The following is a 23,570-nucleotide window of genomic DNA, read 5'->3' on the forward strand; positions in this document are numbered from 1 at the left end:
AAGGTTGATGGATGACGTCCGGCGAGTGCGTGACGGTCGAAATCCGGGTGGGGCGGTGATCCCGATGGAGCCTGTCGAACGATGGGATACAGCCACTGCGGTGGAGCCGCGCGGATACCGACGTGTTCAGACAATCCCTGGAGCGCCCCGAGTATGACCCGAGCCCGCCCCGCCCGCCAACCACGAGCCGGGGTTCAGGCGGGCCGTGCCAGCCTTGCGCGGTCGAGTTTCCGAGGTTGCCCGATGCGTCCGATTTCCCCCCTCGCCATGACCGCCGTCCTGGCCGTCACGGCCGTCCTGCCTGCGTTTGCGGCCGAGCCGCAACCGGAGATCAAGCGGCCCGCCGCCGCCGCCGCGCAGGCGGTGGGCGCGGTCCATACCATCCGCCAGATTCCGGAGGCCTGCGCCCGCTTCGAGGGCATGTTCACCGGCGATGCCGCGCAGCCCTACCGCTTCAGCGTGGTCCGCACCAGCGCGCAGTGCCAGCCGCGCGCGCGCCTGCTGGATGCCGCCAAGGCCAAGCCGGACGCGGCGTCGGGCTGGCTGCTCAATGACGTGATCCGGATTCCCAGCGCTGCCTGCGCCTCGCAGCAGGCGATCGTGCGGGTCTGGCGCAAGCCGGTCGCGGTCAGCACGCCGGACAAGGACGGCCAGGGCCAGGCCCGCATCTATCTGGAAGACGCCAGGCAGGACCTCGCGGCGGGCAAGATCGCGCAGGCGAAGATTCCGCTGTTCGCGGCGGAAATGAAGGTCGAGGGCAAGTGCCCGTAGACAGCCGCACGAGAAACCCCATCGCGCAAGAAAAAGCGACCCTGCCGATCAGGCAGGATCGCGGTTGCTCCGGACCGCGCTGACGATGGCGGCGGATCGGACATCCTCCGCCGCGGTCGTGGATGCGTTTACTTCTTCAGCGGCTTGGACGGCTTGAGCTTCGCCGACATGCCGTCGAACGCGGCCTGATCCGACGGCGACAGGTTGGGCCGGCCGGCCAGGAAACCCATGGTGATGCCGCCGATCACGTAGTAGGTTTCGCCCGCCTCGACTTCCATGTTGAGCACGTCGGACTCCTGTATCCAACGTAGTACTCGTTGACGTGATGGTCGATCGATGGCCCGCCGGTACCGGCAATCAGCGCGCGAAGCGCAATGAATTCCCTCCCGCACATCACGCTGCAGATCGCCTGACAGCGGCAGAAGGGGAAGCAGCGAGAGAGCGAGACCGCGCGTCCGCCTCACCCTTCCCATTTCGGCAGTTTCTGCTTCACCGCCACGTTCTTCAGCGCGACATATTTCGGCAGGCCGTCGCGGCCGAATTCCGGATACGCCTCGCCGCGGATCAACGGCTCCAGATATTTGCGGGCGGCCGCGGTGATGCCGTAACCATCCTTGCGGATGAAGCCCGCGGGCATCTTCTTCTCGTGGTTGGCGACCTTCTCCAGCGGCGCGGCCTCGATCTTCCAGCGATACGGCGCGTCCGAACCGCGCACGATCACCGGCATCACCGCGTTCCGGCCCTTCAGCGCGTACTGCACCGCGGCCTTGCCCACCGCCTGCGCCTGTTCCCAGTCGGTCTTCGAGGCGATGTGGCGGGCGGAGCGCTGCAGATAGTCGGGCAGGGTCCAGTGGACCTTGAGGCCCAGCTGATCCTTGACCCGGCCGGCCAGATAGGACGCCACGCCGCCGAGCTGGGTGTGCCCGAACGAATCCTTGCCGCCGCCGGCATCGGCGACGAAACGCCCATCGGCGTGCTGGATGCCCTCGCTGGCCACGACCACGCACCAGCCGACCTTCCCGACCACCTTCTTCACCTGGGCGAGGAACGCCGCTTCGTCATAGGCGCGCTCCGGGAACAGGATGATCTGCGGGGCATCGTCCGGCGACTGCCCGGCGAGACCGGCCGACGCCGCCAGCCAGCCGGCGTGCCGGCCCATGGCTTCGTAGACGAACACCTTGGTCGAGGTTTCCGCCATCGCCGCCACGTCCAGCGCGGCCTCGCGCACGGACACCGCGGTGTACTTGGCCGCCGAGCCGAAGCCGGGGCAGGTGTCGGTGACGGCCAGATCGTTGTCCACCGTCTTGGGTACGCCGATGCAGGTCAGCGGGTAGTCGAACGCTTTGGCCAGCTGGGACACCTTGAGCGCGGTGTCGGCCGAATCGTTGCCGCCGTTGTAGAGGAACCAGCGCACGTCGTGGGCCTTGAACACCGCCAGCAGCCGCTCGTAGCGGGCGCGGTCGGCTTCCAGCGATTTCAGCTTGACCCGGCACGAGCCGAACGCGCCGCCCGGGGTCTGGGCGAGCGCGCGGATGGCGGCCGCCGACTCCTTGCTGGTGTCGATCAATTCCTCACGCAGGGCGCCCAGGATGCCGTTCCGGGCCGCCAAGACCTTGATTTTACGGGCACGTGCCTCGCCGATGACGGCCGCGGCGGTGGCGTTGATGACGGCGGTGACGCCGCCCGACTGCGCATAAAGTAGGGTGCCCTGGCTCATGGGGGATTCGTTCCGGGTTGTCTTGATGCGGTAAGCTTCACACAGATGACGCGGTGCAGCGAGGCGCGGGGGATCCCGCCGCCCGGCACCGCCAGCAGGATTCTAGTTCGGGAGTTACACAATGCGATTGGTTCTACTGGGCCCCCCCGGGTCGGGCAAGGGCACTCAGGCGGCGCGTCTGAAGGAATATCTGCAGGTTCCCCACATTTCCACCGGTGATCTGCTCCGCGCCGAAGTCGCGGCGGGCAGCCCGCTGGGCGTGCAGGCCAAGGAAATCATGGCGCGCGGCGATTTCGTCAGCGACGAAATCCTGCTGGGCATGCTGGAGGATCGCTTCGCGCGTCCGGACACGGCCAACGGCTTCATCCTCGACGGCTATCCGCGCAACCTGGCCCAGGCCGACGCGCTGGGCGCGCTGCTGGACCGGATCCGCCAGCCGATGGACTTCGCGGTGCAACTGGAAGTACCCACCGATCTGCTGGTGGAGCGCATCGCCGGCCGCGCCAAGGCCGAGGGCCGTGACGACGATTCCCCGGAAGTGGTGCGCAACCGCCTGGACAAGTACACCAGCCAGACCGCGCCGGTCATCGAGTACTACCGCCAGCACGGCCAGCTGACCGTCGTCGACGGCGTGGGCTCGCTGGACGATGTGTTCAGCCGCCTGATCGAGGCGCTGTCGCCGGCCAAGGAAGTCGGCTGAGGCCGGCTTCCGCGGGACCGGGCCGTCGCGCACGCCGCGGCGGCCGGCCCGCTCGTGATCCGCCGCGCCGCCGGGCCGGCGCGCCACCTTCGCTCCGACCCGCCCGCGTGCCGAAATCCGGGCGCTGGGCTACAGTCTCGTCGTTCACCACGGAAGCGTCGTCTTGAAGATCCACATTCTGGGAATCGCCGGTACCTTCATGGGCGGCGTGGCCGCGCTCGCGCGCGAGCTCGGGCATGAGGTCGAGGGCAGCGACCAGGCCATCTATCCGCCGATGTCCACGCAGTTGGAGACGCTCGGCATCACCCTGGCGCAGGGCTATCTTCCGCGCAACATTTCGCCGGATTGCGAGGAGATTGTGATCGGCAACGCGCTCTCGCGCGGCAACGACGCGGTCGAGGCGGTGCTGGACGAGGGACGCCGCTACACCTCCGGCGCGCAGTGGTTGTCCGAGCGGGTGCTGCCTGGCCGTGACACGCTCGCCGTCGCCGGCACCCACGGCAAGACCACCACCACCACCATCCTGACCTACCTGCTGGAAGCGGCCGGGCGTGCGCCGGGCTTCCTGATTGGTGGCGTGGCCGAGGATTTCGGCGTCTCCGCGCGGGTCGGCCGGGGCCGCGAGTTCGTGGTGGAGGCGGACGAATACGACACCGCGTTCTTCGACAAGCGCAGCAAGTTCGTCCACTACCGTCCGCTGGTGGCGATCCTCAACAACCTGGAATACGACCACGCGGACATCTTTCCCGACGTGGCCGCCATCCAGCGCCAGTTCCATCACCTGGTCCGCACGGTACCGCGCCGTGGCCGCCTGATCGTCAACGGCGAGGACGCGCGCCTGGCCGAAGTGCTGGCGATGGGCTGCTGGACGCCGGTGGAGCGGTTCGGCTTCGACCCGGCGCTGGAGTGGAGCGCGCGGCTGATCCGCGAGGATGGCAGCGTCTTCGCGGTATCGCACCGGGGACGCGAACTGGGCGAAGTGCATTGGCCACTGCTGGGGCGCCACAACGTGCTCAACGGACTGGCCGCGCTGGCCGCCGCGAACGCGGTCGGCGTGGATCCGGCGACGGTGATGCCGGCGCTGGCGCGCTTCCGCAGCGTCAAGCGGCGGCTGGAAGTCATCGGCGAGGCCGACGGCGTCACCCTGTACGACGATTTCGCCCATCACCCGACCGCCATCCACACCACCCTGCAAGGCCTGCGCGCCAAGGTGGGCGAGGCGCGCATCGTGGTGGCGATGGAACCGCGCAGCAATTCGATGCGGCTGGGCGCGCATGCCGACGCGCTTGCGCCCTCGCTCGCGCTGGCCGACGCGGTGGTGTTCCTGCATCGGCCGGAGCTGCCGTGGGATGCCGGCAAGGTGATCGAGGCGGTCCGTGGCGATGTGCGCACCGTCGCGGACGTGGATGCGTTGATCGCCGCGCTGCGCGCCATCGTGCGTCCGGGCGACCACGTGGTGTTCATGTCCAATGGCGGGTTCGACGGCGCGCCGCGCCGCTTCCTGGCCGCGTTGCGCGAAACCGCGTAGGGTGGGCTTCGGCCCACCGCCGTGCTGCTTCGATGACCGGATCACGGCTGGATGCCGGCACGCCGCCGTGGGCCGTGGCTGACGGAGATCCGATGACCGAAACGTTGCCGCTGTTTCCGCTGCATGCGGTATTGCTGCCCGGCGCCGGCCTGGGCCTGCGGGTGTTCGAACGCCGCTACCTGGATCTGGTGCGCGACTGTGGCCGCGCTGGCCGCGGCTTCGGCATCTGCCTGATCCTGGAAGGCGAGGAAGCCGGGCAGCCCGCGGTGCCGGCCGCCTACGGCACCGAAGCGGTGATCGAGGATTTCGACACCGGTCCCGATGGCCTGCTCGCCCTGCGCGTGCGCGGCGCGCGCCGGTTCCGGGTGATGCGCACGCGGGTGCGCGACAACGGCCTGGTGGTGGGTGACGTGCAGTGGTGCGAGGCCGACCCCGATGACGAACTCCAGCCGCAGCACGGCCTGCTGGCCACTTTGCTGCAGAGCCTGCTCGAACAGGCCGGCGCTGACTTGAACCGGATCACGCCGGCGCAGATGGACAACGCCGCCTGGGTGGGATGGCGGCTCGCCGAGCTGCTGCCGCTCAGCGTGCAGCAGCGGGCGATGCTGCTGCAGGAGGACAGTCCGCACGCACGTCTGGATCGGCTGCTCGCGGCGATTGCCTGAGCGGGCGCGTCAGCGCCCGGCGGGAGGCCTGGCAGAGGCAGATGCCACGGGCGCTCCATCGGTGCGTATGCGCAGCACCGGCAGGCGCGATTGCGGATGCGGCTCGATCCGGTGCTGCATCGGCGCGGTGGCGGCGCTGACCGCGAGCAGCGCGGCATCGGCTTCGCGCAGCGGACGCCACACCCCCACCAGGCGGAACGCCTGCTGGTGCTTCAGCACCTGCGCGCTGCCGATCCACAACGGCGTATCGCCGGGTTGCAGCAGGGTGTTCGCCGGCCACAGCCGCAGCACGAAACGCAGGCCGGGCTGGGCGCCGTCGCGCACCATCAGCAGGCTTTCGGCGCGGGTATCCAGGGTTGCCGGCAGCACCGGCTGCTCGGCGGGGGAGAGATCGGTGTCCAGCAGGTTGAGCGCGTCCTGCCAGCCGGCCTGCGGCTGCACCCGCCAGCCGGCGGCTTCCAGCCGCGCCTGCAACGGCGCCAGGGGCCCGGCGACCTGGATGTCCAGCGGCCAGCGCTGCTCGTCGTCGAACTCGTTGCGGCGCGCGGGCAGGCGCTGCCAGCCCTGCTGCCACCAGTCGTCCATCGCCACCGTCTGCACCATCACCGGCGTCTCGAACTGCGCCAGCATGCGATCCACGTTGCGCGGCGCGTGCCACAGCGCCGCGACCGCGAACGCCCCGTAGAACAGCCAGCCCAGCGGGGTGATCCAGAACGAGCGCAGCATGCGCCGGCGATAGGCGATGCCCAGCACCAGCAGCCAGACGATGCCGAACAACATGCCGCCGATGATGTCGCTGAGCCAGTGCGCGCCCAGGTAGATGCGGGCGAAGCCGATCAGCGCCACCACGATGCCGGAGACCAGATAGGGCCAGACGCGCTGCCGGCCGGGCAGCTCGCGGGCGATCAGCACGGCGAAGAAGCCGAAGGTGATCGTCGCCATCGTCACCGCGATGGACGGGAAGCCGAAACCGCTGCTGACCGACGGCGGCTTGGGAATGTCGACCGAGGCGCCCAGCCACGCGGTGAGGGCGAGTCCGAACGCCAGCGCGGCCAGCCAGTGCGCGGCGGCCATCCAGCGCCGGCGCCAGCACAGGTAGACCAGCACCAGCAGCGAGGCCGGCGCCAGCACCTGCTCGTCGCCGAGCGAGGCGATCGCCGCCAGCGGCTGATCGGCGAGCGGATTGCGCAGCGCCTGCATCAGTTCGTGCACCGCCAGATCGATGCCCAGCGGTTCGCCGTGGCCGATGACGATGATCAGGAAGGCGAACCACACCCAGACGATCGCCAGCAGCAGGATCGCCAGCAGGGCCAGCGGCACCGATTCGCGGCGCTTGGGATCGAACACCGCGGCCGAGTAGCGGCCCAGCACCGGGTGCGCATGCGACCACGCCAGCGCGCGCGCCAGCAGGGCGTCGGCGTGGGCGGCGAACCAGCGGTAGCTGTACAGCACCAGCGCCCAGGCCAGGGCCAGCACCACCAGGAGCAGGCCCAGCACCAGGCCCAGCCGGCCGGCGACCGCGGCCACCGCGTCGTAGGCGTGGCCGAACACCCAGCCCGGCAGCAGGAACAGCGCGGCCCACGAGACCGCCGCCAGCAGGCTGGCCGGCAGATAGCGCTTCATCGGCATCCGCAGCATGCCGGCCACCGCCGGCACGAACGGACGGATGGGGCCGACGTAGCGGGCCACCAGGATGCTCTTGATGGCGTTGCGGCGGAACAGGATTTCGCCCCTGTCCAGCAATTGCGGATAACGGCTGAACGGCCAGTGCCGGCGCAGTTGGGGTCCCCAGCGGTGCCCGACCCAGAAGCTGGTGCCGTCGCCGGCCAGGGCGCCGAGCGCGGCGCAGATCAGCGCATAAGGGCCGGAGATTTCGCCCAGTCCGATCAGCACGCCGACCGCGAACAGCAGCGGCAGCGCCGGCACGATGGCCCCCAGGATGATCACCGCGTCGCAGAAGGCGATCGCGAAGATCACCGCGCCCGCGGCCACCGGATGTGCGCTGATCCAGGCCAGCAGCGAGTCGAACCAGGACGGATTCATCGGCTGGATTATAGGGGGCGGATCATGACTGGCATCCCGTCTGATGGGCGTGGACTTTCAACGTGAAAAGTGGCTGGCGGCGTGGTCCCGACACCGGTATCCGGCGGTTCGTCCCCGCGCCATCGCCGGGCCGGCGTCCAGCCGGGTATCCTGAAAGGCATCACTTTTCCATCGTCCGACACGGAACTTCCATGGCCAGCCTGCAGGGCAAGACTCTCTTCATCACCGGCGCGTCGCGCGGCATCGGCCTGGCCATCGCCCTGCGGGCGGCGCGCGACGGCGCCAACGTGGCGATCGCGGCCAAGTCCTCGGTGCCCAATCCCAAATTGCCCGGCACCATCCACAGCGCTGCCCAGGCGGTCACCGAAGCGGGCGGGCAGGGGCTGGCGCTGAAATGCGACATCCGCGAGGAGGACGACGTGCGCGCGGCGGTGGCGGCGACCGTGGACGCATTCGGCGGCATCGACATCCTGGTCAACAACGCCAGCGCGATCTGGCTGGCCGGGGCACTCGACACGCCGATGAAGCGCTTCGACCTGATGAACCAGGTCAACGCCCGCGGCAGTTTCCTGTGCGCGCAGGCCTGCCTACCGTACCTGCGCCAGGCCGCCAACCCGCACATCCTGACCCTGGCGCCGCCGCCCTCGCTGGATCCGCGCTGGTGGGCGCCACATACCGGCTACACCCTGGCCAAGATGGGGATGAGCTTCGTCACCCTGGGCCTGGCCGGCGAGTTCGGTCCGCAGGGCGTGGCGGTCAACGCACTGTGGCCGCGCACCATCATCGCCACCGACGCGTTGAACATGATTCCCGGCGTCGAGATCGCGCGCTGCCGCACCCCGGCCATCGTCGCCGATGCCGTGCATGCGGTGCTGACCCGGCCCGCGGCCGGATTCCATGGGAATTTCCTGATCGATGAAGCGGTCCTGCGCGAAGCCGGCGTGGAGGACTTCTCCGGCTACGCGGTCGATCCTTCGCAGCCGCTGCTGCCGGATCTGTTCCTGGATCCCTGATGGACTGCATCTTCTGCGCCATCCTCGAAGGTCGTGCGGCGGCCAGCCGGGTGGCCGAGGATGCCGACGTGGTCGCGTTCCTGGATCTGCGCCAGGCGGTCCCGGGGCACGTGCTGGTGGTGCCGCGCACGCATGTGGAGACGATCTACGAACTGGCGCCGGACACCGCCGCCGCGCTGATGCGGATGGCGGTGCGGATTGCGCGGGCCTTGCGCGCGGAGTTCGATCCGCCGGGCCTGAACCTGTGGCAGTCCAACGGCCACGCCGGCGGTCAGGAAGTGCCGCACGTGCATCTGCACGTGCAGCCGCGCCAGCATCGCGATGGCCTGTTCCGGATGTATCCGCAGGGCCTGCCCGTGCCCGCCGCGCGCGCCACGCTGGATGCGCTGGCCGCGCGCCTGCGCCCGCATTGCGACATCACCTCCTGAAGTGCCAGGCCGATTTTCCAGAATGTCTTTTCCACCGGAGCATTCCGATGACCGCTGACGCTTCCTCCATCCGGCAAGGCCTGACCCTGATCCGCTGCGTCCTGTCGGCATTGCTGTTCATCCATGGCGCGGCCCGCCTGGGCGCGGGCGGCGTGGTGCCATTCGGCCAGTTCCTGGAGGCGCAGGGGTTTCCGTTCGGCGCGGGCATCGCCTGGTTCATCACCGTGTTCGAACTGTCCGCTACCCTGTTGCTGGCGTGGGGCCGCTGGGTCACCCCGCTGGCACTGGTGTTCGGCGCCATCTACGCGTGCGGCATCTGGTTGGTGCACGCGCAGGAAGGCTGGTTCGTGGTGGGACTGGGCCGCAACGGCATGGAGTACAGCGTGTTGATCCTGGCCTGCCTGCTCGGGCTGGCGTGGGCCTACCGGCCCCGGCGTTCCCCCGCTTTCCACTGACGGTTCCGCACGGATCCGTTTCAACGATTCAAGTTCAACGATTCAAGAGAACGACATGAAATATCTGCACGCGATGATCCGCGTCCACGACCTGGACGCGACCAGCAAATTCTTCACCGAGGGCCTGGGCCTGAAAGAAATCCGGCGCATGGACAACGAGGCCGGCAAGTTCACCCTGGTCTATTTCGGCGCGCCGGCCAACCCGGAGTCGGAAATCGAGCTCACCTACAACTGGGGTTCGGACGAGGACTACGGCAGCGCCCGCAATTTCGGCCATCTGGCCTTCGAGGTCGACGACATCTACGCCACCTGCGCGCACCTGCAGTCGCTGGGCATCACCATCAACCGCCCGCCGCGCGACGGCCGCATGGCCTTCGTGCGCACGCCGGATCTGATCTCCATCGAACTGTTGCAGAAGGGCGCGGCGTTGCCGCTGCAGGAGCCGTGGACTTCGATGGCGAACGTCGGCGCATGGTGAACGCCGCAACGGTGGCGGTCGCCGCGACGCGGGGAGCGCACTTGGATTCGTCATCGAGATCGGGGAAGCTGTGATCCCGCGATGACATGACGGATCCCCGATGAGCCTGGCGCTGCTGGTGATTGATGTGCAACGTGGTCTGTTCGAGACGGATCCGCCGCCCGCGGACGCCGCGCATGTCGTCACCCGCATCAATGGCCTGGCCGCGCGGGCACGCGCGAAGGGCGTGCCGGTGATCTACATCCAGCACGAGCGCGCCAGCGGCATGGAAGCGGAGTCTTCGGCCTGGCAACTGGATCCGAGGCTGGAAGTGGAGGCCTCGGATCGCCGGATCCGCAAGAGCACGCCGGATTCGTTCCTGCGCACCGGCCTGGACGAAGTGCTGGCGTTCCTGGGCGTGGAGGAACTGGTGCTGTGCGGCTACGCCACCGAGTTCTGCGTGGACACCACCGCCCGCAGCGCGGCCGCGCACGGCTACGCGGTGACGCTGGCCGCCGACGCCCACACCACCCACGACAAGCCGCACGCCAGCGCGGCGCAGATCCGCACGCACCACAACGCGACCCTGCCGGACATCACCAGCTTCGGCCGCCGGATCCAGGCGTTGCCGGCCGATCAGATCCTGTTCGCCTGAAACCGGCGTCCCGGCTCCCGTCCGGGGCCATGCCAACAGGCCCTCCGGCCGCATAAATCAGCGACAATGGCGGACTCGTTCCTCCGATCCGTCGCCGCCATGACCGCCAGCTCCGCGTCCGAACTGCTCGCCAAGGGTAAGCAGTACTACCTGCCCATCTACCGCCAGCGCGAGCTCGTGCTCGAGCGCGGCCAGGGCGCGCGCATCTGGGACAGCGAGGGCCGCGAGTACATCGACCTGTCCGCCGGCATCGCCGTCTGCGGCCTGGGCCACAACGATCCGGATCTGGTGGCGGCGCTGGTCGAGCAGGCCGGCAAGCTGTGGCACACCAGCAACGTTTTCCACAGCGAGCCGCCGCTGCGGCTGGCCGAGGAACTGGTGGCCTCCTCGCGCTTTGCCAGCCGGGTATTCCTGTGCAATTCCGGCGCCGAGGCCAACGAGGCCGCGATCAAGCTGGTCCGCAAGTGGGCCGCCGGCCAGGGACGGACACCGGACAAGCGCGTCATCATCACGTTCCGCGGCAGCTTCCACGGCCGGACCCTGGCGACGGTGACCGCGACCGCGCAGCCGAAGTACCAGGAAGGCTACGAACCGCTGCCCGGCGGCTTCCGCTATGTGGACTTCAACGATCTGACCCAGCTGGAAATCGCGATGGCCGCCGGCGACGTGGCCGCGGTGATGCTGGAGCCGGTGCAGGGCGAAGGCGGAGTGATGCCGGCGGCGCCCGGATTCCTGAGCGCGGTGCGCGAGCTGTGCGATCACCACGGCGCGCTGCTGGTGCTGGACGAAATCCAGTCCGGCATGGGCCGCACCGGCACCTTGTTCGCGCACTGGCAGGACGGCGTCACGCCGGACATCGTCACCCTTGCCAAGGCGCTGGGCGGCGGTTTCCCGATTGGCGCGATGCTGGCCGGGCCGAAGGTGGCCGAGGCGATGCAGTTCGGCGCGCACGGCACCACCTTCGGTGGCAATCCACTGGCGGCGGCGGTCGCGCGGGTGGCGCTGCGCAAGCTGTCCGCGCCGGCCATCGCCAACAACGTGGCGCGCCAGTCGGCCGCGCTGCGCAAGGCGCTCACCGAGATCGATGCCGAACTGGGCCTGTTCTCGCTGGTGCGGGGCCGTGGCCTGATGCTCGGCGCGGTGCTCAAGCCCGCCCATGCGGGGCGTGCCGGCGAGATCCTCGATCACGCCGCCGCCCAGGGCGTGCTGCTGTTGCAGGCCGGTCCGGACGTGCTGCGCTTCGTGCCGGCGCTGAACATCAGCGACGAGGAACTGGCCGAGGGCTGCCGGCGCCTGCACGCGGCGTTGCGTCGGTTCGCGGGGAAATAGCGGCAGATGCGGGAGCGACGTCGGTCGCGACCGCCGACCGGAACGTCCCTGGCGCGTGCCTTGAACGGGCCTGGACATGTGCAGGCACGGGTGGTGCGCCGGCGGGCCGTCCCGCCGGCGGGTATTGACGTGATGGAAGCTGTCCGGATGCCGTGTATGTCGCGGTCGCGACTGACGTCGCTCCTGCCGCAATCCGGCAGGTGTCAGGCCAGCCGGTAGCGTTTGAACACCTGGCGCAGGCTGGCCGCATCGGTGACGGTGTCCGCGTGCAGGCCCACGCTGCGCGCGCCCTGGACGTTGGCGAACACGTCATCCACGAACAGCGTGCGCGCCGCGTCCCAGCCCAGGTGTTCCAGCGCCAGCGTGTAGATGCGCGGTTCGGGCTTGCGCAGCTGCAACGCACCGCTGCAGAGCACGCGGCCTTCCAGGCGCGGATGAATGGGCGCGACGATGCGCGGAATCGCCTGCGCCATCAGCAGCCCGTTGTTGGTGAGCACGCCCAGTTCGAGGCCGGCGTCCAGAGCGAGGATCTGTTCCATGACCGCTGGGTCGGCGTGGCTGCCGGCCATTCGCGAGGCGATCCAGGTGTCCTCGTCGATCGCCCGGGCAATGCCTTCGCCCAGGCGTGACAGGTACAGCGCCGTGCTGATCCGGCCACCGTCGTATTCGGTTTCCAGTCCGGAGGTGAACAGCACCTCGCGCACGCGTTCGTGCTCGGCGCCGGCGTAACCGGCGAGGTGGGCGATGCGCTGTTCGTGGTGGTAATGCGCCAGGACCCCGTCGAAGTCGAACAGGATCCGTTCGATGCGCGGCGGGACCCTCATCCGGCCGCCACCACCTTGAACGCCTCGCGCGCGGCGGCGATGGTCTGCTCGATGATCGCCGGATCGTGAGCGCTGGACATGAAGCCGGCCTCGAACGCCGAAGGCGCCAGGAACACGCCGCGATCCAGCATCGCGTGGAAGAAGCGGTTGAACGCGCCGATGTCGCAGGCCACCGCCTGCGCATAGGTATCCACGTACTGGTCGGTGAAGAACATGCCGAACATGGCGCCGACGCGGGTGGTCGAGAACGGCACGCCGGCTTCGCGCGCGGCTTCTTCCAGGCCGTCGCACAGCGCGTTCGTCGCGTCCGTCAGACCGGCGTGGAAGCCCGGCGCCTGGATCAGTTCCAGCATCGCCAGGCCGGCGGCCATCGCCACCGGATTGCCGCTGAGGGTGCCGGCCTGGTAAATCGGGCCGGCCGGAGCAATCTGCGACAGCAGTTCGCGGCGGCCACCGTAGGCGCCGACCGGCATGCCGCCGCCGATGACCTTGCCGAAGGTGGTCAGGTCGGGCGTGATGCCGTAATGCGCCTGCGCGCCACCGAGGGCGACGCGGAACCCGGTCATCACTTCGTCGAAGATCAGGAGCGCGCCGTGCCGCGTGCACAGTTCGCGCAGATGCCGCAGGTAGCCTTCGCGCGGCGGCAGGCAGTTGGCGTTGCCGACCACCGGCTCGATGATGAGGCAGGCGATTTCCTGGCCATACTGCTCGAACAGCGCGGTCGCGCCTTCGAAGTCGTTGTAACTCAGGGTCAGGGTCAGCTCGCTCAGGCCCGCCGGAACGCCCGGCGAGGTGGGCACGCCCAGGGTCAGCATGCCGCTGCCGGCCTTGACCAGGAACGAGTCGCCGTGGCCGTGGTAGCAACCTTCGAACTTGACGATCCGGTTGCGGCCGGTGGCGCCGCGCGCCAGCCGGATCGCCGACAGCGTGGCCTCGGTGCCGGAGTTGACCATGCGCACCATCTCGCACGACGGCACCAGCCGGGTGATGGTTTCGGCCATGGTGACCTCGGCCGGGCAGGGCGCGCCGAACGACAGGCCGTTCTGGATGGCGGCCTGCACCGCTTCGCGCACCGCCGGATGGTTGTGGCCGACGATCATCGGTCCCCATGAACCCACGTAGTCGATGTAGCGGTTGCCATCCACGTCGTACAGGAAGGCGCCGTCGGCGCGCTGCACGAAGAAGGGCTCGCCGCCGACCGACTTGAACGCGCGCACCGGCGAATTGACGCCGCCGGGAAGCAGTTGCTGGGCGCGGGTGAACAGGGCGTGGGAATGATCGTGGTTCATCTGGATTCCAAACAGGCAGGAGGGCGTCCGGTGGGAGCGGCCTGGGCCGCGAGGGAACGCCGGGGAAGCTTCATCGCGACGGGCGTCGCTCCCACAGCCGCGCGACGGCTAGCCGGCAAAGCCGCGCACGTAGGCGCGAACCGCCGCGACCGGATCGGCGGCGTCGAACACGCCCCCGATGACCGCCACCAGATCGGCGCCGGCGGCGGCCAGCGCAGGCGTATTGTCCGGGGTTATGCCGCCTATCGCCACCCGGGGCACGCCCAGTCCGGCGGCCTCGGCCAGCAGCGCCGGCGATGCCCGCCGCGTGGTGACCTTGCTGCGGGTGGCAAAGAACGCGCCGAACGCCACGTAGCTGGCGCCGGCGGCGACCGCGCGCCGTGCGCGGGCCAGCTCGTCATAGCAGGAGGCGCCGAGGATGGCGGCGGCGCCCAGACGCGCGCGCGCGGCGACCAGGTCGCCGTCGTCCTCGCCCAGATGCACGCCCGCCGCGCCCACCGTGGCGGCCAGTTCGACATCGTCGTTGATGATCAGCGGCACGCCCGCGGGCGCGCACAGCGCCTGCAGGGCGCGGGCCTGTTCCAGGCGCAGGGCCGCATCCGGCCCCTTGTGCCGGTACTGCAGCCAGGTGACGCCCTCGGCGAGCAGCGGCGCGATCCGTGCCAGCAGGCGCGCGGTATCCGGTTCTTCGGGCGTGATGAGGTAAAGGCCGCGCGGGGCGTGGCCGCGTGCGGGGCCTTCGGCCGGCCAGCGGGAATTCATCGGCGAAACTTCCGGTGCAGGGGCGGGAGTGGGACAATCAACGGCCCACCAGCCCGCATTATCCGATGACCGACGCCACCGCCACCACCTACCGCACCTGGATGTGCGTGGTCTGCGGCTTCCTCTATGACGAAGCCGCCGGCTTGCCGGAAGAAGGCATCGCGCCCGGCACGCGCTGGGAGGACATTCCGGACACCTGGACCTGCCCGGACTGCGGGGTGACCAAGGACGATTTCGAGATGGTCGAAGTGCCGTAAACCCGACCGGCGTGCCTGGACGGGCGAAAACGGCTTTTCGCCGGAAGAGGCGTTCCCGTCCGCGCTTGTGCAAGGACGAAGGGAGGCGGAGCCTTTCCCGAACCCGCTCTCAATGCATCCGCGACGGCGGCGTGGCGTTTAGCTCCACCAGGCGCTCGCGCAGTTCGACGGCGTCCTTGGCTTCCGGGACCAGTTGCAGGTAGCGCGCCAGATCCTGGCGGGCGCCGCCGAGATGCTCCATTTTCAGGTACGCCATGCCGCGATCGCGCAGGGCCTCGGCCTGGTCGGGAATCAGCTTGAGCACGCGATCGGCGCTGCGCGCGGCGCGGTCCCATTCGTCGCGCTCGGCGTATACGCCATGCAGATTGCGCAGCACGCGCACCAGGATGGCGCGATGGCTGGCGGGATCGAGAATCCGCAGCAGCGCGTTGTCATCGGGAATGTCGCCGCCGAGGTGCGGACGCGCGCGCTCGCGCAGTTCGTCGGCGCCCAGCGGCCGCCCGCCATTGAACGGATCCATCACCAGCAGGCCGTCGTCCACCGGCAGGCGGACCAGGAAATGGCCGGGGAAGGACACGCCGTCCAGCGGCACCCCGAGCCGGCGCGCGACTTCCATCTGCACCATCGCCAGCGAGATCGGATTGCCGAGCCGGCGCTCGAACACCTGGTTGAGGTAGCTGTTGCGGGGATCGTAGTACTCCTCGTGATCGCCGCTGTAGCCCAGTTCCTCGAACAGGTGGCGGTTGATCGCCGCCATCTTCAGCGGCCACGACGCGATCGCGTCTATCTCGTGGCGCAGATGCGCGACATGGCTCCGCACCAGCGTGTCGTAGAGATCGGCATCGAGATCGGGGTACTCGTCGCGTGCGATCAGCAGCGCGGTTTCCAGCAGCGGCAACGACTCGTCGGCGCGGGTCGCCAGGCTGTTCCAATCCGGCAATGTCAGGCGATCCGGCATGCCGCCAGACTGGGGCCATTCCGCGCCGCGATCAAGCCCTAGCGGGCCGGGGTGATGCCCTTGCCCAGAAGCAGTTCAGCCCCGTCCTGCAGCTTCAGGCGATCGGCCTCGCCGGCGTTCAGTTCCAGCACGTAGCGGGCCGGCACGTCGCTCGGATAGGACGGGCAGGCGTCACCGGCCGAGCAGGGCGGGGTGTTGCGGCGCTGGGCGACCAGCTTGCGTTCGTCGTCGAAGTACAGGATGTCCAGCGGGATCCGGGTGTTCTTCATCCAGTAGGCCTGCGGTTCCTCGCGGTCATGGATGAACAGCATGCCGTTCCCGTCGGCCAGGACGTCGCGGAACATCAGCCCGCGCGCGCGTTCGGCGTCGTCGTCGGCGATTTCCACCTGGTAGCGCTGGCCGCCGATTTCCACCCAGCGGCCATCCGCGCTGGCGCATCCGCTCAGCGACAGCGAGCCGCCCAATGCCAGCAGTCCGGTAACGAGAATTCGGTAGAACATGCGGCCTCCTGCGGGAGCTGCGGACAAAAAGGGGATTACAGCACCTGCGGCGGTTCGCCGCCGATGATCACGACGTCGGCCGGCCGACGCGCGAACAGGCCGACGCTGACCACGCCGGGGATCTGGTTGAGTTCGCGTTCCAGCCCGACCGGATCGACGATCGACAGGTTGTGCACATCCAGGATCCAGTTGCCATTGTCGGTGGTGACGCCGTCGCGCCAGACCGGCTGGCCGCCGGTCATCGCCAGGATCTCGCGTGCGACCAGGCTGCGCGCCATCGGGATGACTTCCACCGGCAGCGGGAACTTGCCCAGCACCGGCACCTGCTTGACCGGATCGATGATGCAGACGAACTTGCGGCTCGCCTCGGCGATGATTTTCTCGCGGGTCAGCGCCGCGCCACCGCCCTTGATCAGGCGCTTGTGCGGGTCGCACTCGTCGGCGCCGTCCACGTACAGGGACAGGGTGCCGCTGGCGTTCAGATCCATCACCTCGATGCCGTGCGCGCGCAGGCGCTGGGTGCTCTGCTCGGAACTGGACACCGCTCCGGCGATGCGATCCTTGACCCGCGCCAGCGCGTCGATGAAGTAGGCCACGGTGGAACCGGTGCCGACGCCGACGATCATGCCGTCCTCGACGAAATCGATGGCCTTCTCGCCGGCCAGGCGCTTGTGTTCGTTCTGCGACACGATGGTCATTCCATGGAAAGGAGGTGTTTCCACTGCGCGGCGGTGACCGGCAGCACGGACAGGCGGTTGCCGCGGGCGATCAGCGCGAAGCCGTCGCCCAGGGCATCGGCCTGCTGCTTGATTTCGTCCAGCGGGATGGTGCGCTTGAGCTTGCGTTCGAAGGCGACGTCGACCAGCACCCAGCGCGGTTCCTCGGGCTTGCTCTTGGGATCGTAGTAGTCGCTCTTCTTGTCGAACTGGGTCGGATCCGGATAGGCCGCGCTGGCCACCTTGGCGATGCCGACGATGCCCGGCACCGGGCAGTTGGAGTGGTAGAACAGCACGCCGTCGCCGACCTGCATGCCGTCGCGCATGAAATTGCGCGCCTGGTAGTTGCGCACGCCGTTCCACGGTTCCACGCCGACCTTCCGCAGATCGTCGATGGAGAAGGCATCCGGCTCGGATTTCATCAGCCAATAGCGCTTGCGTGCGGTCATGCGGGCATTCCGTGGGGGCTGCGGGATGGGAACAGGGTCTGGCTCTCGGTGCAGATGGCATCCACTGGCACGTCCCAGGCCGCGGGTGCCAGCGCGTCGACCTGCTGGGTGGCGAACCCGACGCCAACCAGCCATGGCGGCGCGGCCGAACGCTGGCGGAAGCCGAAGCTGCGATCGTACCAGCCGCCTCCCATGCCCAGGCGATGGCCCTCGCCGTCGAAACCCACCAATGGCATCAGCACGAGCGCCATCTGTTCCGGTCCCAGCGCGGAGGCGGGCTCGACGTCCGGTTCGGGGATGCCGAAGCGGTTGGTGACCAGCGCATCGCCGGGACGCCAGGGAGCGAAGCCCAGGGTGTTGTCCGCGCGCAGTACAGGCAGGCAGTAGACCAGGCCCGCGGGCAGTCGCAGTTGCCAGTTGTGCAGGCCGATTTCGCCGTCCATGGCCCAGTAGCCGGCGGCATAGCCGGAGGCGGGCAGGAACGGCAGCGCGCGCAGTCGTTCGGCCAATGCATCGGCGGCGGCGATGCGCTGGGCGGCGGGAATCGCGCGGCGGCGCTGGCGCAGTTCGCGCCTGAGCGCGTCGCGTTCTGAACTCATGAGGGCAGGCGGGGCGAATCCATGGCGGGAATTTTAAGCCAAGCCGCCACGGCCCGGCTCGTCCGGACGCGGGAGCGCCATCCGGCCTCGTTCCGGCGCGGAACGAGCGGAAAAAACAACCCGGGGAAATCCGCGGAAGGCAGCAGCGCCGTCAGTCGCGGCCGCGGGAGTACGGTCCGGGTTACGACGGCTTCGTCGTGAAGCAATCCGGCAGAAGGTGGATGGCAAGACCGGCCGGGTCGCGACTGACGGCGCTGCTGCGCGGGAAAAATACGTCCTCCGCCATGGCGATGCTCGCGAAACGACCTTGAACCCGGGGTTCAAGTGGGAAGGCTGGATATCCATCGGGCTTCCCGCTGCGAAGGCGGACCTGCACTCCCGGCTACCGTTGCCATCCCGTGGTCGTCATTAAGGGACAAGGCGAATGTTTGCGCGCGCTGTCGTTCACAGCAGAGGACGCAGCGCCAGTATAGCGGCCCGTCCGAAATTGCCTAGTCCGTTCGTCGGTCGAATTCAGTCGCGGTTCGCGACCGTGCGCGATCAATGCACTAACGCGGTGCGTCGAGCACTTCGTCCAGCCTGCGGTGCAGATCGTCGAGCGCGCGCGACAGTTCGCGATCGCGCGAACCGCGCTCGTCGCGCAGCTGCTGCAATTCGTGTGCCAGGTTCAGCGCGGCCAGCACCGCCACCCGATCCACCGCGGCCATCCGGTTGCTGCCGCGCACTTCGCGCATCTTGCTGTCCAGCAGCTTGGCCGCCGCCATCAGGCTGCTGCGCTCCTCCGGCTCCACGCCGACGGTGTACTCGCGGTCGAGGATGTGGATGCTGACCGGCTCGTTGGCGCTCACGTGTGCTGCTCCAGGGACTTCAGGCGGCTGATCATCGCTTCCACGCGCGAACGGGCCTGTTCGTTCTTGGCCAGCAGTTGCGAACGTTCGCCGACCAGTTGTTCCTGCTGGTGGCGCAGGCTGCGGTTCTCGTCGGCCAGTTGCTGGCAACGATCGGCCAGCGCCTGGATGCGCGCGGAGAGGCGTCGGATCTGTTCCAGCGGGTCGGCGTTGTCCATGGGCGGCACGATAGGGGCGGGGCCGGAGGCCGGTCAAGGGCGTTTTCCGTGACCCCCGTTCAGGAGACCGCACGCATGCCCGAACCGGGGTAGTACTCCTGGATGAACTGCAGGCATTGCTCCGGTTCCAGCGCGCGCGCCACCCAGTGCCCCTGCACCTCGTCGCAACCGTGGTCGCGCAGGAACTCGAACTGATCGTAGGTTTCCACGCCCTCGGCGATGACCTTCAACGCCAGCGAGCGGCCCATGGTGATGATGGTGCTGGTGATGGCCGCGTCGTCGCCGTCGTTGGGGAGATCGCCGATGAACTCGCGATCGATCTTCAGGGTGGTCAGCGGCAGCCGCTTCAGGTAGGCCAGCGAGGAGTAGCCGGTGCCGAAGTCGTCGATGGCCAGGGAGATGCCCAGGCGCCGGCAGGCGCGCAGGGTGTCGGCGTTCTGCTCGGGGTTGGCCATCACCACGCTTTCGGTGAGTTCCAGTTCCAGCCGGTCGGCGGGGATGCCGGTCTCGGCCAGGATCCGCGCCAGCACCGCCGGCAGGTCGCCGCGCTGCAACTGCATGGCGGACACGTTGACCGCCACGGTCAGTTCCTCCAGTCCGCGGTCGTGCCAGCTGCGCATGATCCGGCAGGCCTCGCGCAGCGCCCAGGCGCCGATCTCCAGGATCAGGCCCGACTCCTCCGCCAGCGGGATGAACTGCGCCGGCGACACCATGCCGAATTCCGGGCTGTCCCAGCGCATCAGCGCCTCGACCGCGGTAATCCGCTGCGGCTTGATCGCCAGCCGCGGCTGGAACACCAGCGACAGCTCGTTGCGCTCCAGCGCCCGCCGCAGCGCGCTGGCCAGGATGGCACGATGGCGGGTCTTCTCGTCCATCGATTCGGAGTACACCTGATAGGTGTGGCGGCCCATCGCCTTGGCCTGGTACATCGCGGTGTCGGCGTGCTTCAGCAGTTCGGTCGGCACCTGCGCGTGCTGCGGATACAGGCTGATGCCGATCGAGGGCGACACCGACATCTCCAGGCGCTCGCCGAAGTTCAGCGGTGTGCGGAAGGCATCGATGATCTGCTGCGCGATCCGCTCCGCGTCCGCCAGCGAGTCGATGTCCTCCAGCACCACGGTGAACTCGTCGCCGCTCAGGCGCGCCACCGTGTGCTGGGCGCCGACGGTCTGTTGCACCCGCGAGGCGGCCGCGCGCAGGATCCGGTCGCCGGTGGCATGGCCGAGCGAGTCGTTGATGTCCTTGAAGCGGTCCAGGTCGATGAACAGCACCGCCACGTGGCCCTGCTCGCGGCGGGCGCGGACGATGGCGCGGGAGAGGCGTTCGGACAGCAGCGATCGGTTGGGCAGGCTGGTCAGGGTGTCGTAGTTGGCCAGGTAGCGCAGTTCCTGCTCGGCGCGCTTCTGTTCGGTGATGTCGGTCAGCACCTGCACGTACAACTGGCGCTCGCCGGACGCGTCGGGAACCACGTTGGTCTCGATCCGGCACAGGATTTCCTCGCCGTCCTTGCGCACCTTCCAGACCTCGCCGGACCAGTGCCCGGTGTGCAGCAGCTCGGCGTTCATGCGATCGAAGAAGGCTTCGTCGTGCTGGTCGCTGTCCAGCATCCGCGCCGGCTGGCCGATCACCTCGTCCTCGTTGTAGCCGGTGATGCGGGTGAAGGCGGGATTGATGGTGATGAAGTGGTGGGCCCAGTCCAGCACGGCCACCGCTTCATTCATGCTGCGCATGACCTCGCCGGCGATGCGGTGCTCGTACTCGGCGTTGCGGCTCAGGGTGATGTCGCGGGCGGTGCCGGCGATGCGGACCGGGCGGCCTTCCGGATCGCGCTCGACCACCCGGCCGCGCGCGCGCACCCAGATCCAGTTGCCGTTCTGGTTCATGTCCATGCGGTGTTCGGACATGAACAACGGCGCCTTGCCCTGCAGGTGCAGGCGCAGGCGTTCCATCACCAGCGGCATGTCGTCGGCGTGGATTGGCGGCACTTCGCCGTGTCGGGTAAACACGGTGATGTCGGAGGAATGCAGCGCGGTTTCGTCCGCGCGCATCCGGTAGAGCTTGCGCTGGACCAGGTCGTAGTCCCAGAAATGCTCGCCGGACGCCCACAGGGCCAGTTTCAGCCGTTCGTCGCGGGTGCGGGTGGATTCGGCGCGCACCGGCTCGGCCGGCATGCGCCGGGCGTCCAGCCAGGGGCGCCAGTAGCGCCGGGTGGCCACCAGCACCACACCACCCAGGACCAGCAGCGCGACCGCCAGCAGTGGCAGCCGCGCCGACAGCGGCCAGCTGGGATGGGTCACGGCGGCGAATGCGGAGAGCATGAAGACGCGGGGCCGTCCGGAGCCTGGAGATGGGGCAGTGTAGGGGCGGGCGAACGGGCACAACAAGCGGCCCGGAGGCTTTTCGTTGCTACACTTCGCGTCTGTCCGAACCCGTTCGCGGATTGCGTTAGTCCATGTCTCATCAGCCGTCCGATCTCCCTTCCTACGCCGAAATCGGCGAAGCCTCGCGCCAGCAGCACCTGGCGACCGACCCGGCCGAACTCCACGGCGTGCTCTGCGGCTGGCTGGCCGGCGGTGGGGCGGACGTGGCCGATTGGCCGGCGCGCGCGCTGGCGGATCCGCAATTGCCGACGCCGCAGCCGGGCAGCGCGCTGGATCGCCTGCGTACGGCCAGCGTGGCCCAACTGGAAGACCGCAGTTTCGCCTTCGAACTGCTGCTGCCCGACGGTGAAACCAGCACGGTGGACCGCGCCGACGCGCTGTTCGCCTGGTGCCGGGGATTCCTGGGCAGTTTCGGCCTGGCCGCGGGCGCCCATCCGCCGTTGTCGGAGGAAGGCGCCGAAGCGCTCCAGGACCTGGGCCGCTTGGCCCAGGCCAGCCCGGAGGGCGGCGACGAGCAGGAAGACGAGGACGCGCTCTCGGAGATCGAGGAATACGTCCGGATCGCGGTCCTGCTGCTGCATGGCGACTGCGTGATGGGGCCGCGTCACCGCAAGCGGCTGAACTGATGAAGGCACACACCGGCCTGGCCGCCGCGGAGTTCGCGCGTCGGCGCAAGCAGTTGATGCGGATGGCCGGCAACGACGCCATCCTGGTGCTGCCGGCCGCGCCCGAGCGCGTGCGCAGCCATGACACCCACTATCCCTATCGCCAGGATTCGGATTTCTGGTACCTGTGCGGCTTCCCCGAACCGGAAGCGGTGCTGGTGCTGGTGCCCGGCCGCCGCCACGGCGAAGTGCTGCTGTTCTGCCGCGAACGCGATCCCGAGCGCGAAAGCTGGGACGGCCCGCGCGCGGGACAGGAAGGCGCGGTCGAGGATTACGGCATGGACGATGCCTATCCGATCGAGGACCTGGACGAGATCCTGCCGGGACTGCTGGAAGGACGCTCGCGCGTCTACTACCACTTCGGCCGCGACGCCGACTTCGATCTCAAGCTGATCGGCTGGGTCCGCCACGTACGCGCGCAGGTGCGCCAAGGCGCACAGCCGCCGCATGAGTTCCTGGAACTGGGCCATCTGCTGCACGACCTGCGGTTGTTCAAGTCGAAGGACGAAATAAAGCTGATGCAGCGGGCCGCCGACATCAGCATCGAAGCGCACCGCGCGGCGATGCGCGCGGCCCGTCCCGGCGTCCACGAGTACGAGTTGCAGGCGGAAGTGGAGCGGGTGTTCCGCGCCAACGACGCCTGGCCCGCGTACGGCAGCATCGTCGGCGCCGGCGCCAATGCCTGCGTGCTGCACTACCGGGCCAACAACGGTGTCGCGAAGGAGGGCGATCTGGTGCTGGTCGACGCCGGCGCGGAGTTCCGCAACTACGCCAGCGACATCACCCGCACCTTCCCGGTCAACGGCCGCTTCAGTCCGGCGCAGCGCGCGCTGCACGATCTGGTGGGCCAGGCGCAGCAGGCGGCGCTGGCGCAGGCCCTGCCCGGACAGCCCTACGAGGCCGGCCACCTGGCGGCGGTGGAAGTGCTGGCCGAAGGCCTGCTGCGGCTTGGGCTGCTGAAGGGATCGCTGGAGCGCAACATCGCCGAAGGCCACTATCGCCGTTTCTACCGGCACAAGACCGGCCATTGGCTGGGCCTGGACGTGCACGACGTCGGCGACTACCGCATCGAGGGCGAATCGCGCCTGCTGGAGCCGGGCATGGCCTTCACCATCGAGCCCGGCCTGTATGTCTCGCCGGACGACACCAGCGTCGCCGAGAAATGGCGGGGCATCGGCATCCGCACGGAGGATGACGTGGTCATCACCGAGCAGGGCCATCGCGTGCTGACCGAGGGGCTGGCGCGCAGCGCCGAGGAAATCGAAGCGGCGATGGCGGGCTGAAAGGCCCCGTAACCCGCAGGAGCGACGTCAGTCGCGACGCTTTTCCCTCGATGGAGCACG

General features: G+C 68.8%; 27 protein-coding genes and 1 other RNA gene. 13 read left to right on the forward strand and 15 right to left on the reverse strand.

Annotation, left to right across the window (positions count from 1 at the left end; genetic code table 11):
• Positions 1-243 precede the first annotated feature (243 nt).
• A complete protein-coding gene (locus ACTHN1_RS15810) occupies positions 244-771 on the forward strand; it encodes a hypothetical protein (RefSeq protein WP_440471895.1) in 528 nt (175 codons plus the stop codon).
• Between the two features lie 128 nt (positions 772-899).
• On the opposite strand, the gene ACTHN1_RS15815 is transcribed toward ACTHN1_RS15810, so the two are convergent.
• Positions 900-1,058, reverse strand: coding sequence for a hypothetical protein (locus ACTHN1_RS15815; RefSeq protein ID WP_440471896.1), 159 nt, complete (start codon positions 1,056-1,058; stop codon positions 900-902).
• A gap of 173 nt (positions 1,059-1,231) precedes the next feature.
• Entirely contained in the window at positions 1,232-2,488 is a 1,257-nt protein-coding gene (locus ACTHN1_RS15820) for a 6-phosphofructokinase (protein WP_440471897.1), read from the reverse strand.
• A gap of 121 nt (positions 2,489-2,609) precedes the next feature.
• Between ACTHN1_RS15820 and ACTHN1_RS15825 the strand changes: the two genes are divergently transcribed.
• The 3 genes from ACTHN1_RS15825 (at position 2,610) to ACTHN1_RS15835 (ending at position 5,381) form a co-directional block, all read left to right on the forward strand.
• Entirely contained in the window at positions 2,610-3,188 is a 579-nt protein-coding gene (locus ACTHN1_RS15825; RefSeq protein WP_440471898.1) for an adenylate kinase, read from the forward strand.
• Between the two features lie 163 nt (positions 3,189-3,351).
• Positions 3,352-4,716 (forward strand): UDP-N-acetylmuramate:L-alanyl-gamma-D-glutamyl-meso-diaminopimelate ligase, encoded by a 1,365-nt coding sequence (gene mpl / locus ACTHN1_RS15830; protein WP_440471899.1) that lies wholly within the window; start codon positions 3,352-3,354, stop codon positions 4,714-4,716.
• A gap of 92 nt (positions 4,717-4,808) precedes the next feature.
• Positions 4,809-5,381, forward strand: coding sequence for an LON peptidase substrate-binding domain-containing protein (locus ACTHN1_RS15835; RefSeq protein ID WP_440471900.1), 573 nt, complete (start codon positions 4,809-4,811; stop codon positions 5,379-5,381).
• 9 nt (positions 5,382-5,390) lie between these two features.
• Here ACTHN1_RS15835 and ACTHN1_RS15840 read toward each other — a convergent pair whose 3' ends face one another.
• Complete coding sequence (locus ACTHN1_RS15840) at positions 5,391-7,424, reverse strand: VTT domain-containing protein (RefSeq protein ID WP_440471901.1); 2,034 nt, start codon at positions 7,422-7,424, stop codon at positions 5,391-5,393.
• Between the two features lie 191 nt (positions 7,425-7,615).
• On the opposite strand from ACTHN1_RS15840, the gene ACTHN1_RS15845 reads away from it, so the two are divergent.
• The 6 genes from ACTHN1_RS15845 (at position 7,616) to ACTHN1_RS15870 (ending at position 11,761) form a co-directional block, all read left to right on the forward strand.
• Complete coding sequence (locus ACTHN1_RS15845) at positions 7,616-8,437, forward strand: SDR family oxidoreductase (protein ID WP_440471902.1); 822 nt, start codon at positions 7,616-7,618, stop codon at positions 8,435-8,437.
• Positions 8,437-8,865, forward strand: coding sequence for an HIT family protein (locus ACTHN1_RS15850; protein ID WP_440471903.1), 429 nt, complete (start codon positions 8,437-8,439; stop codon positions 8,863-8,865). Before ACTHN1_RS15845 ends, ACTHN1_RS15850 begins: the two co-directional genes overlap by 1 nt.
• 47 nt (positions 8,866-8,912) lie before the next feature.
• The gene (locus tag ACTHN1_RS15855) at positions 8,913-9,320 is read left to right on the forward strand and encodes a DoxX family protein (protein ID WP_440471904.1); all 408 of its coding nucleotides are present in this window, start codon (positions 8,913-8,915) and stop codon (positions 9,318-9,320) included.
• Positions 9,321-9,375: 55 nt separating this feature from the next.
• Positions 9,376-9,798: a VOC family protein gene (locus ACTHN1_RS15860; RefSeq protein WP_440471905.1), complete on the forward strand. Its 423-nt coding sequence runs from the start codon at positions 9,376-9,378 to the stop codon at positions 9,796-9,798.
• A 100-nt stretch (positions 9,799-9,898) separates the two neighbouring features.
• Complete coding sequence (locus ACTHN1_RS15865) at positions 9,899-10,432, forward strand: cysteine hydrolase family protein (RefSeq protein WP_440471906.1); 534 nt, start codon at positions 9,899-9,901, stop codon at positions 10,430-10,432.
• A 99-nt stretch (positions 10,433-10,531) separates the two neighbouring features.
• Positions 10,532-11,761 (forward strand): acetylornithine transaminase, encoded by a 1,230-nt coding sequence (locus ACTHN1_RS15870; protein WP_440471907.1) that lies wholly within the window; start codon positions 10,532-10,534, stop codon positions 11,759-11,761.
• A gap of 203 nt (positions 11,762-11,964) precedes the next feature.
• Here ACTHN1_RS15870 and ACTHN1_RS15875 read toward each other — a convergent pair whose 3' ends face one another.
• The 3 genes from ACTHN1_RS15875 to thiE all read right to left on the reverse strand — a co-directional run bounded on the left by ACTHN1_RS15875 (position 11,965) and on the right by thiE (position 14,636).
• Entirely contained in the window at positions 11,965-12,585 is a 621-nt protein-coding gene (locus ACTHN1_RS15875) for an HAD family hydrolase (RefSeq protein WP_440471908.1), read from the reverse strand.
• Positions 12,582-13,874 carry a glutamate-1-semialdehyde 2,1-aminomutase gene (gene hemL / locus ACTHN1_RS15880; protein ID WP_440471909.1) on the reverse strand — a complete coding sequence of 431 codons (1,293 nt, stop codon included), beginning with the start codon at positions 13,872-13,874 and terminating at the stop codon, positions 12,582-12,584. The genes ACTHN1_RS15875 and hemL overlap by 4 nt, the downstream gene beginning before the upstream one ends.
• Positions 13,875-13,982: 108 nt before the next feature.
• Positions 13,983-14,636 (reverse strand): thiamine phosphate synthase, encoded by a 654-nt coding sequence (thiE, locus tag ACTHN1_RS15885; protein ID WP_440471910.1) that lies wholly within the window; start codon positions 14,634-14,636, stop codon positions 13,983-13,985.
• Between the two features lie 65 nt (positions 14,637-14,701).
• Between thiE and ACTHN1_RS15890 the strand changes: the two genes are divergently transcribed.
• Positions 14,702-14,893: a rubredoxin gene (locus ACTHN1_RS15890; RefSeq protein WP_295376518.1), complete on the forward strand. Its 192-nt coding sequence runs from the start codon at positions 14,702-14,704 to the stop codon at positions 14,891-14,893.
• Between the two features lie 109 nt (positions 14,894-15,002).
• On the opposite strand, the gene ACTHN1_RS15895 is transcribed toward ACTHN1_RS15890, so the two are convergent.
• The 9 genes from ACTHN1_RS15895 to ACTHN1_RS15935 all read right to left on the reverse strand — a co-directional run bounded on the left by ACTHN1_RS15895 (position 15,003) and on the right by ACTHN1_RS15935 (position 21,499).
• Complete coding sequence (locus ACTHN1_RS15895; RefSeq protein WP_440471911.1) at positions 15,003-15,851, reverse strand: SirB1 family protein; 849 nt, start codon at positions 15,849-15,851, stop codon at positions 15,003-15,005.
• Positions 15,852-15,889: 38 nt separating this feature from the next.
• The gene (locus tag ACTHN1_RS15900; RefSeq protein ID WP_440471912.1) at positions 15,890-16,351 is read right to left on the reverse strand and encodes a DUF192 domain-containing protein; all 462 of its coding nucleotides are present in this window, start codon (positions 16,349-16,351) and stop codon (positions 15,890-15,892) included.
• Between the two features lie 35 nt (positions 16,352-16,386).
• Positions 16,387-17,040, reverse strand: a complete 654-nt coding sequence (gene rpiA, locus ACTHN1_RS15905) for a ribose-5-phosphate isomerase RpiA (RefSeq protein WP_440471913.1) — start codon at positions 17,038-17,040, stop codon at positions 16,387-16,389.
• Between the two features lie 5 nt (positions 17,041-17,045).
• Entirely contained in the window at positions 17,046-17,516 is a 471-nt protein-coding gene (locus tag ACTHN1_RS15910; protein ID WP_440471914.1) for an EVE domain-containing protein, read from the reverse strand.
• Complete coding sequence (locus tag ACTHN1_RS15915; protein ID WP_440471915.1) at positions 17,513-18,115, reverse strand: 5-formyltetrahydrofolate cyclo-ligase; 603 nt, start codon at positions 18,113-18,115, stop codon at positions 17,513-17,515. The genes ACTHN1_RS15910 and ACTHN1_RS15915 overlap by 4 nt, the downstream gene beginning before the upstream one ends.
• A gap of 272 nt (positions 18,116-18,387) precedes the next feature.
• A non-coding RNA gene (ssrS, locus tag ACTHN1_RS15920) (6S RNA) lies at positions 18,388-18,574 on the reverse strand.
• Between the two features lie 89 nt (positions 18,575-18,663).
• Entirely contained in the window at positions 18,664-18,963 is a 300-nt protein-coding gene (locus ACTHN1_RS15925) for a cell division protein ZapA (RefSeq protein ID WP_440471916.1), read from the reverse strand.
• Complete coding sequence (locus ACTHN1_RS15930; RefSeq protein WP_141454012.1) at positions 18,960-19,181, reverse strand: TIGR02449 family protein; 222 nt, start codon at positions 19,179-19,181, stop codon at positions 18,960-18,962. The genes ACTHN1_RS15925 and ACTHN1_RS15930 overlap by 4 nt, the downstream gene beginning before the upstream one ends.
• 59 nt (positions 19,182-19,240) lie before the next feature.
• Positions 19,241-21,499, reverse strand: a complete 2,259-nt coding sequence (locus ACTHN1_RS15935) for a putative bifunctional diguanylate cyclase/phosphodiesterase (RefSeq protein WP_440471917.1) — start codon at positions 21,497-21,499, stop codon at positions 19,241-19,243.
• Positions 21,500-21,633: 134 nt separating this feature from the next.
• On the opposite strand from ACTHN1_RS15935, the gene ACTHN1_RS15940 reads away from it, so the two are divergent.
• Together ACTHN1_RS15940 and ACTHN1_RS15945 are read left to right on the forward strand one after the other, a co-directional pair.
• Positions 21,634-22,188 carry a UPF0149 family protein gene (locus ACTHN1_RS15940; RefSeq protein ID WP_440471918.1) on the forward strand — a complete coding sequence of 185 codons (555 nt, stop codon included), beginning with the start codon at positions 21,634-21,636 and terminating at the stop codon, positions 22,186-22,188.
• The gene (locus tag ACTHN1_RS15945; RefSeq protein ID WP_440471919.1) at positions 22,188-23,510 is read left to right on the forward strand and encodes an aminopeptidase P N-terminal domain-containing protein; all 1,323 of its coding nucleotides are present in this window, start codon (positions 22,188-22,190) and stop codon (positions 23,508-23,510) included. Before ACTHN1_RS15940 ends, ACTHN1_RS15945 begins: the two co-directional genes overlap by 1 nt.
• Positions 23,511-23,570: the final 60 nt, after the last annotated feature.

Source organism: Pseudoxanthomonas sp. (assembly GCF_051953815.1).
Lineage (GTDB): Bacteria > Pseudomonadota > Gammaproteobacteria > Xanthomonadales > Xanthomonadaceae > Pseudoxanthomonas_A.

Coding starts and splice junctions, on each gene's coding strand:
- ACTHN1_RS15915 (WP_440471915.1), bottom strand. CDS start 18,115: ATGAGTTCAGAACGCGACGCGCTCAGGCGCGAACTGCGCCAGCGCCGC.
- ACTHN1_RS15855 (WP_440471904.1), top strand. CDS start 8,913: ATGACCGCTGACGCTTCCTCCATCCGGCAAGGCCTGACCCTGATCCGC.
- ACTHN1_RS15820 (WP_440471897.1), bottom strand. CDS start 2,488: ATGAGCCAGGGCACCCTACTTTATGCGCAGTCGGGCGGCGTCACCGCC.
- ACTHN1_RS15895 (WP_440471911.1), bottom strand. CDS start 15,851: ATGCCGGATCGCCTGACATTGCCGGATTGGAACAGCCTGGCGACCCGC.
- ACTHN1_RS15940 (WP_440471918.1), top strand. CDS start 21,634: ATGTCTCATCAGCCGTCCGATCTCCCTTCCTACGCCGAAATCGGCGAA.
- ACTHN1_RS15845 (WP_440471902.1), top strand. CDS start 7,616: ATGGCCAGCCTGCAGGGCAAGACTCTCTTCATCACCGGCGCGTCGCGC.
- ACTHN1_RS15930 (WP_141454012.1), bottom strand. CDS start 19,181: ATGGACAACGCCGACCCGCTGGAACAGATCCGACGCCTCTCCGCGCGC.
- ACTHN1_RS15910 (WP_440471914.1), bottom strand. CDS start 17,516: ATGACCGCACGCAAGCGCTATTGGCTGATGAAATCCGAGCCGGATGCC.
- ACTHN1_RS15810 (WP_440471895.1), top strand. CDS start 244: ATGCGTCCGATTTCCCCCCTCGCCATGACCGCCGTCCTGGCCGTCACG.
- ACTHN1_RS15825 (WP_440471898.1), top strand. CDS start 2,610: ATGCGATTGGTTCTACTGGGCCCCCCCGGGTCGGGCAAGGGCACTCAG.
- ACTHN1_RS15890 (WP_295376518.1), top strand. CDS start 14,702: ATGACCGACGCCACCGCCACCACCTACCGCACCTGGATGTGCGTGGTC.
- ACTHN1_RS15865 (WP_440471906.1), top strand. CDS start 9,899: ATGAGCCTGGCGCTGCTGGTGATTGATGTGCAACGTGGTCTGTTCGAG.
- ACTHN1_RS15875 (WP_440471908.1), bottom strand. CDS start 12,585: ATGAGGGTCCCGCCGCGCATCGAACGGATCCTGTTCGACTTCGACGGG.
- thiE (WP_440471910.1), bottom strand. CDS start 14,636: ATGAATTCCCGCTGGCCGGCCGAAGGCCCCGCACGCGGCCACGCCCCG.
- ACTHN1_RS15840 (WP_440471901.1), bottom strand. CDS start 7,424: ATGAATCCGTCCTGGTTCGACTCGCTGCTGGCCTGGATCAGCGCACAT.
- ACTHN1_RS15860 (WP_440471905.1), top strand. CDS start 9,376: ATGAAATATCTGCACGCGATGATCCGCGTCCACGACCTGGACGCGACC.
- ACTHN1_RS15900 (WP_440471912.1), bottom strand. CDS start 16,351: ATGTTCTACCGAATTCTCGTTACCGGACTGCTGGCATTGGGCGGCTCG.
- ACTHN1_RS15870 (WP_440471907.1), top strand. CDS start 10,532: ATGACCGCCAGCTCCGCGTCCGAACTGCTCGCCAAGGGTAAGCAGTAC.
- ACTHN1_RS15835 (WP_440471900.1), top strand. CDS start 4,809: ATGACCGAAACGTTGCCGCTGTTTCCGCTGCATGCGGTATTGCTGCCC.
- ACTHN1_RS15945 (WP_440471919.1), top strand. CDS start 22,188: ATGAAGGCACACACCGGCCTGGCCGCCGCGGAGTTCGCGCGTCGGCGC.
- ACTHN1_RS15935 (WP_440471917.1), bottom strand. CDS start 21,499: ATGCTCTCCGCATTCGCCGCCGTGACCCATCCCAGCTGGCCGCTGTCG.
- hemL (WP_440471909.1), bottom strand. CDS start 13,874: ATGAACCACGATCATTCCCACGCCCTGTTCACCCGCGCCCAGCAACTG.
- ACTHN1_RS15850 (WP_440471903.1), top strand. CDS start 8,437: ATGGACTGCATCTTCTGCGCCATCCTCGAAGGTCGTGCGGCGGCCAGC.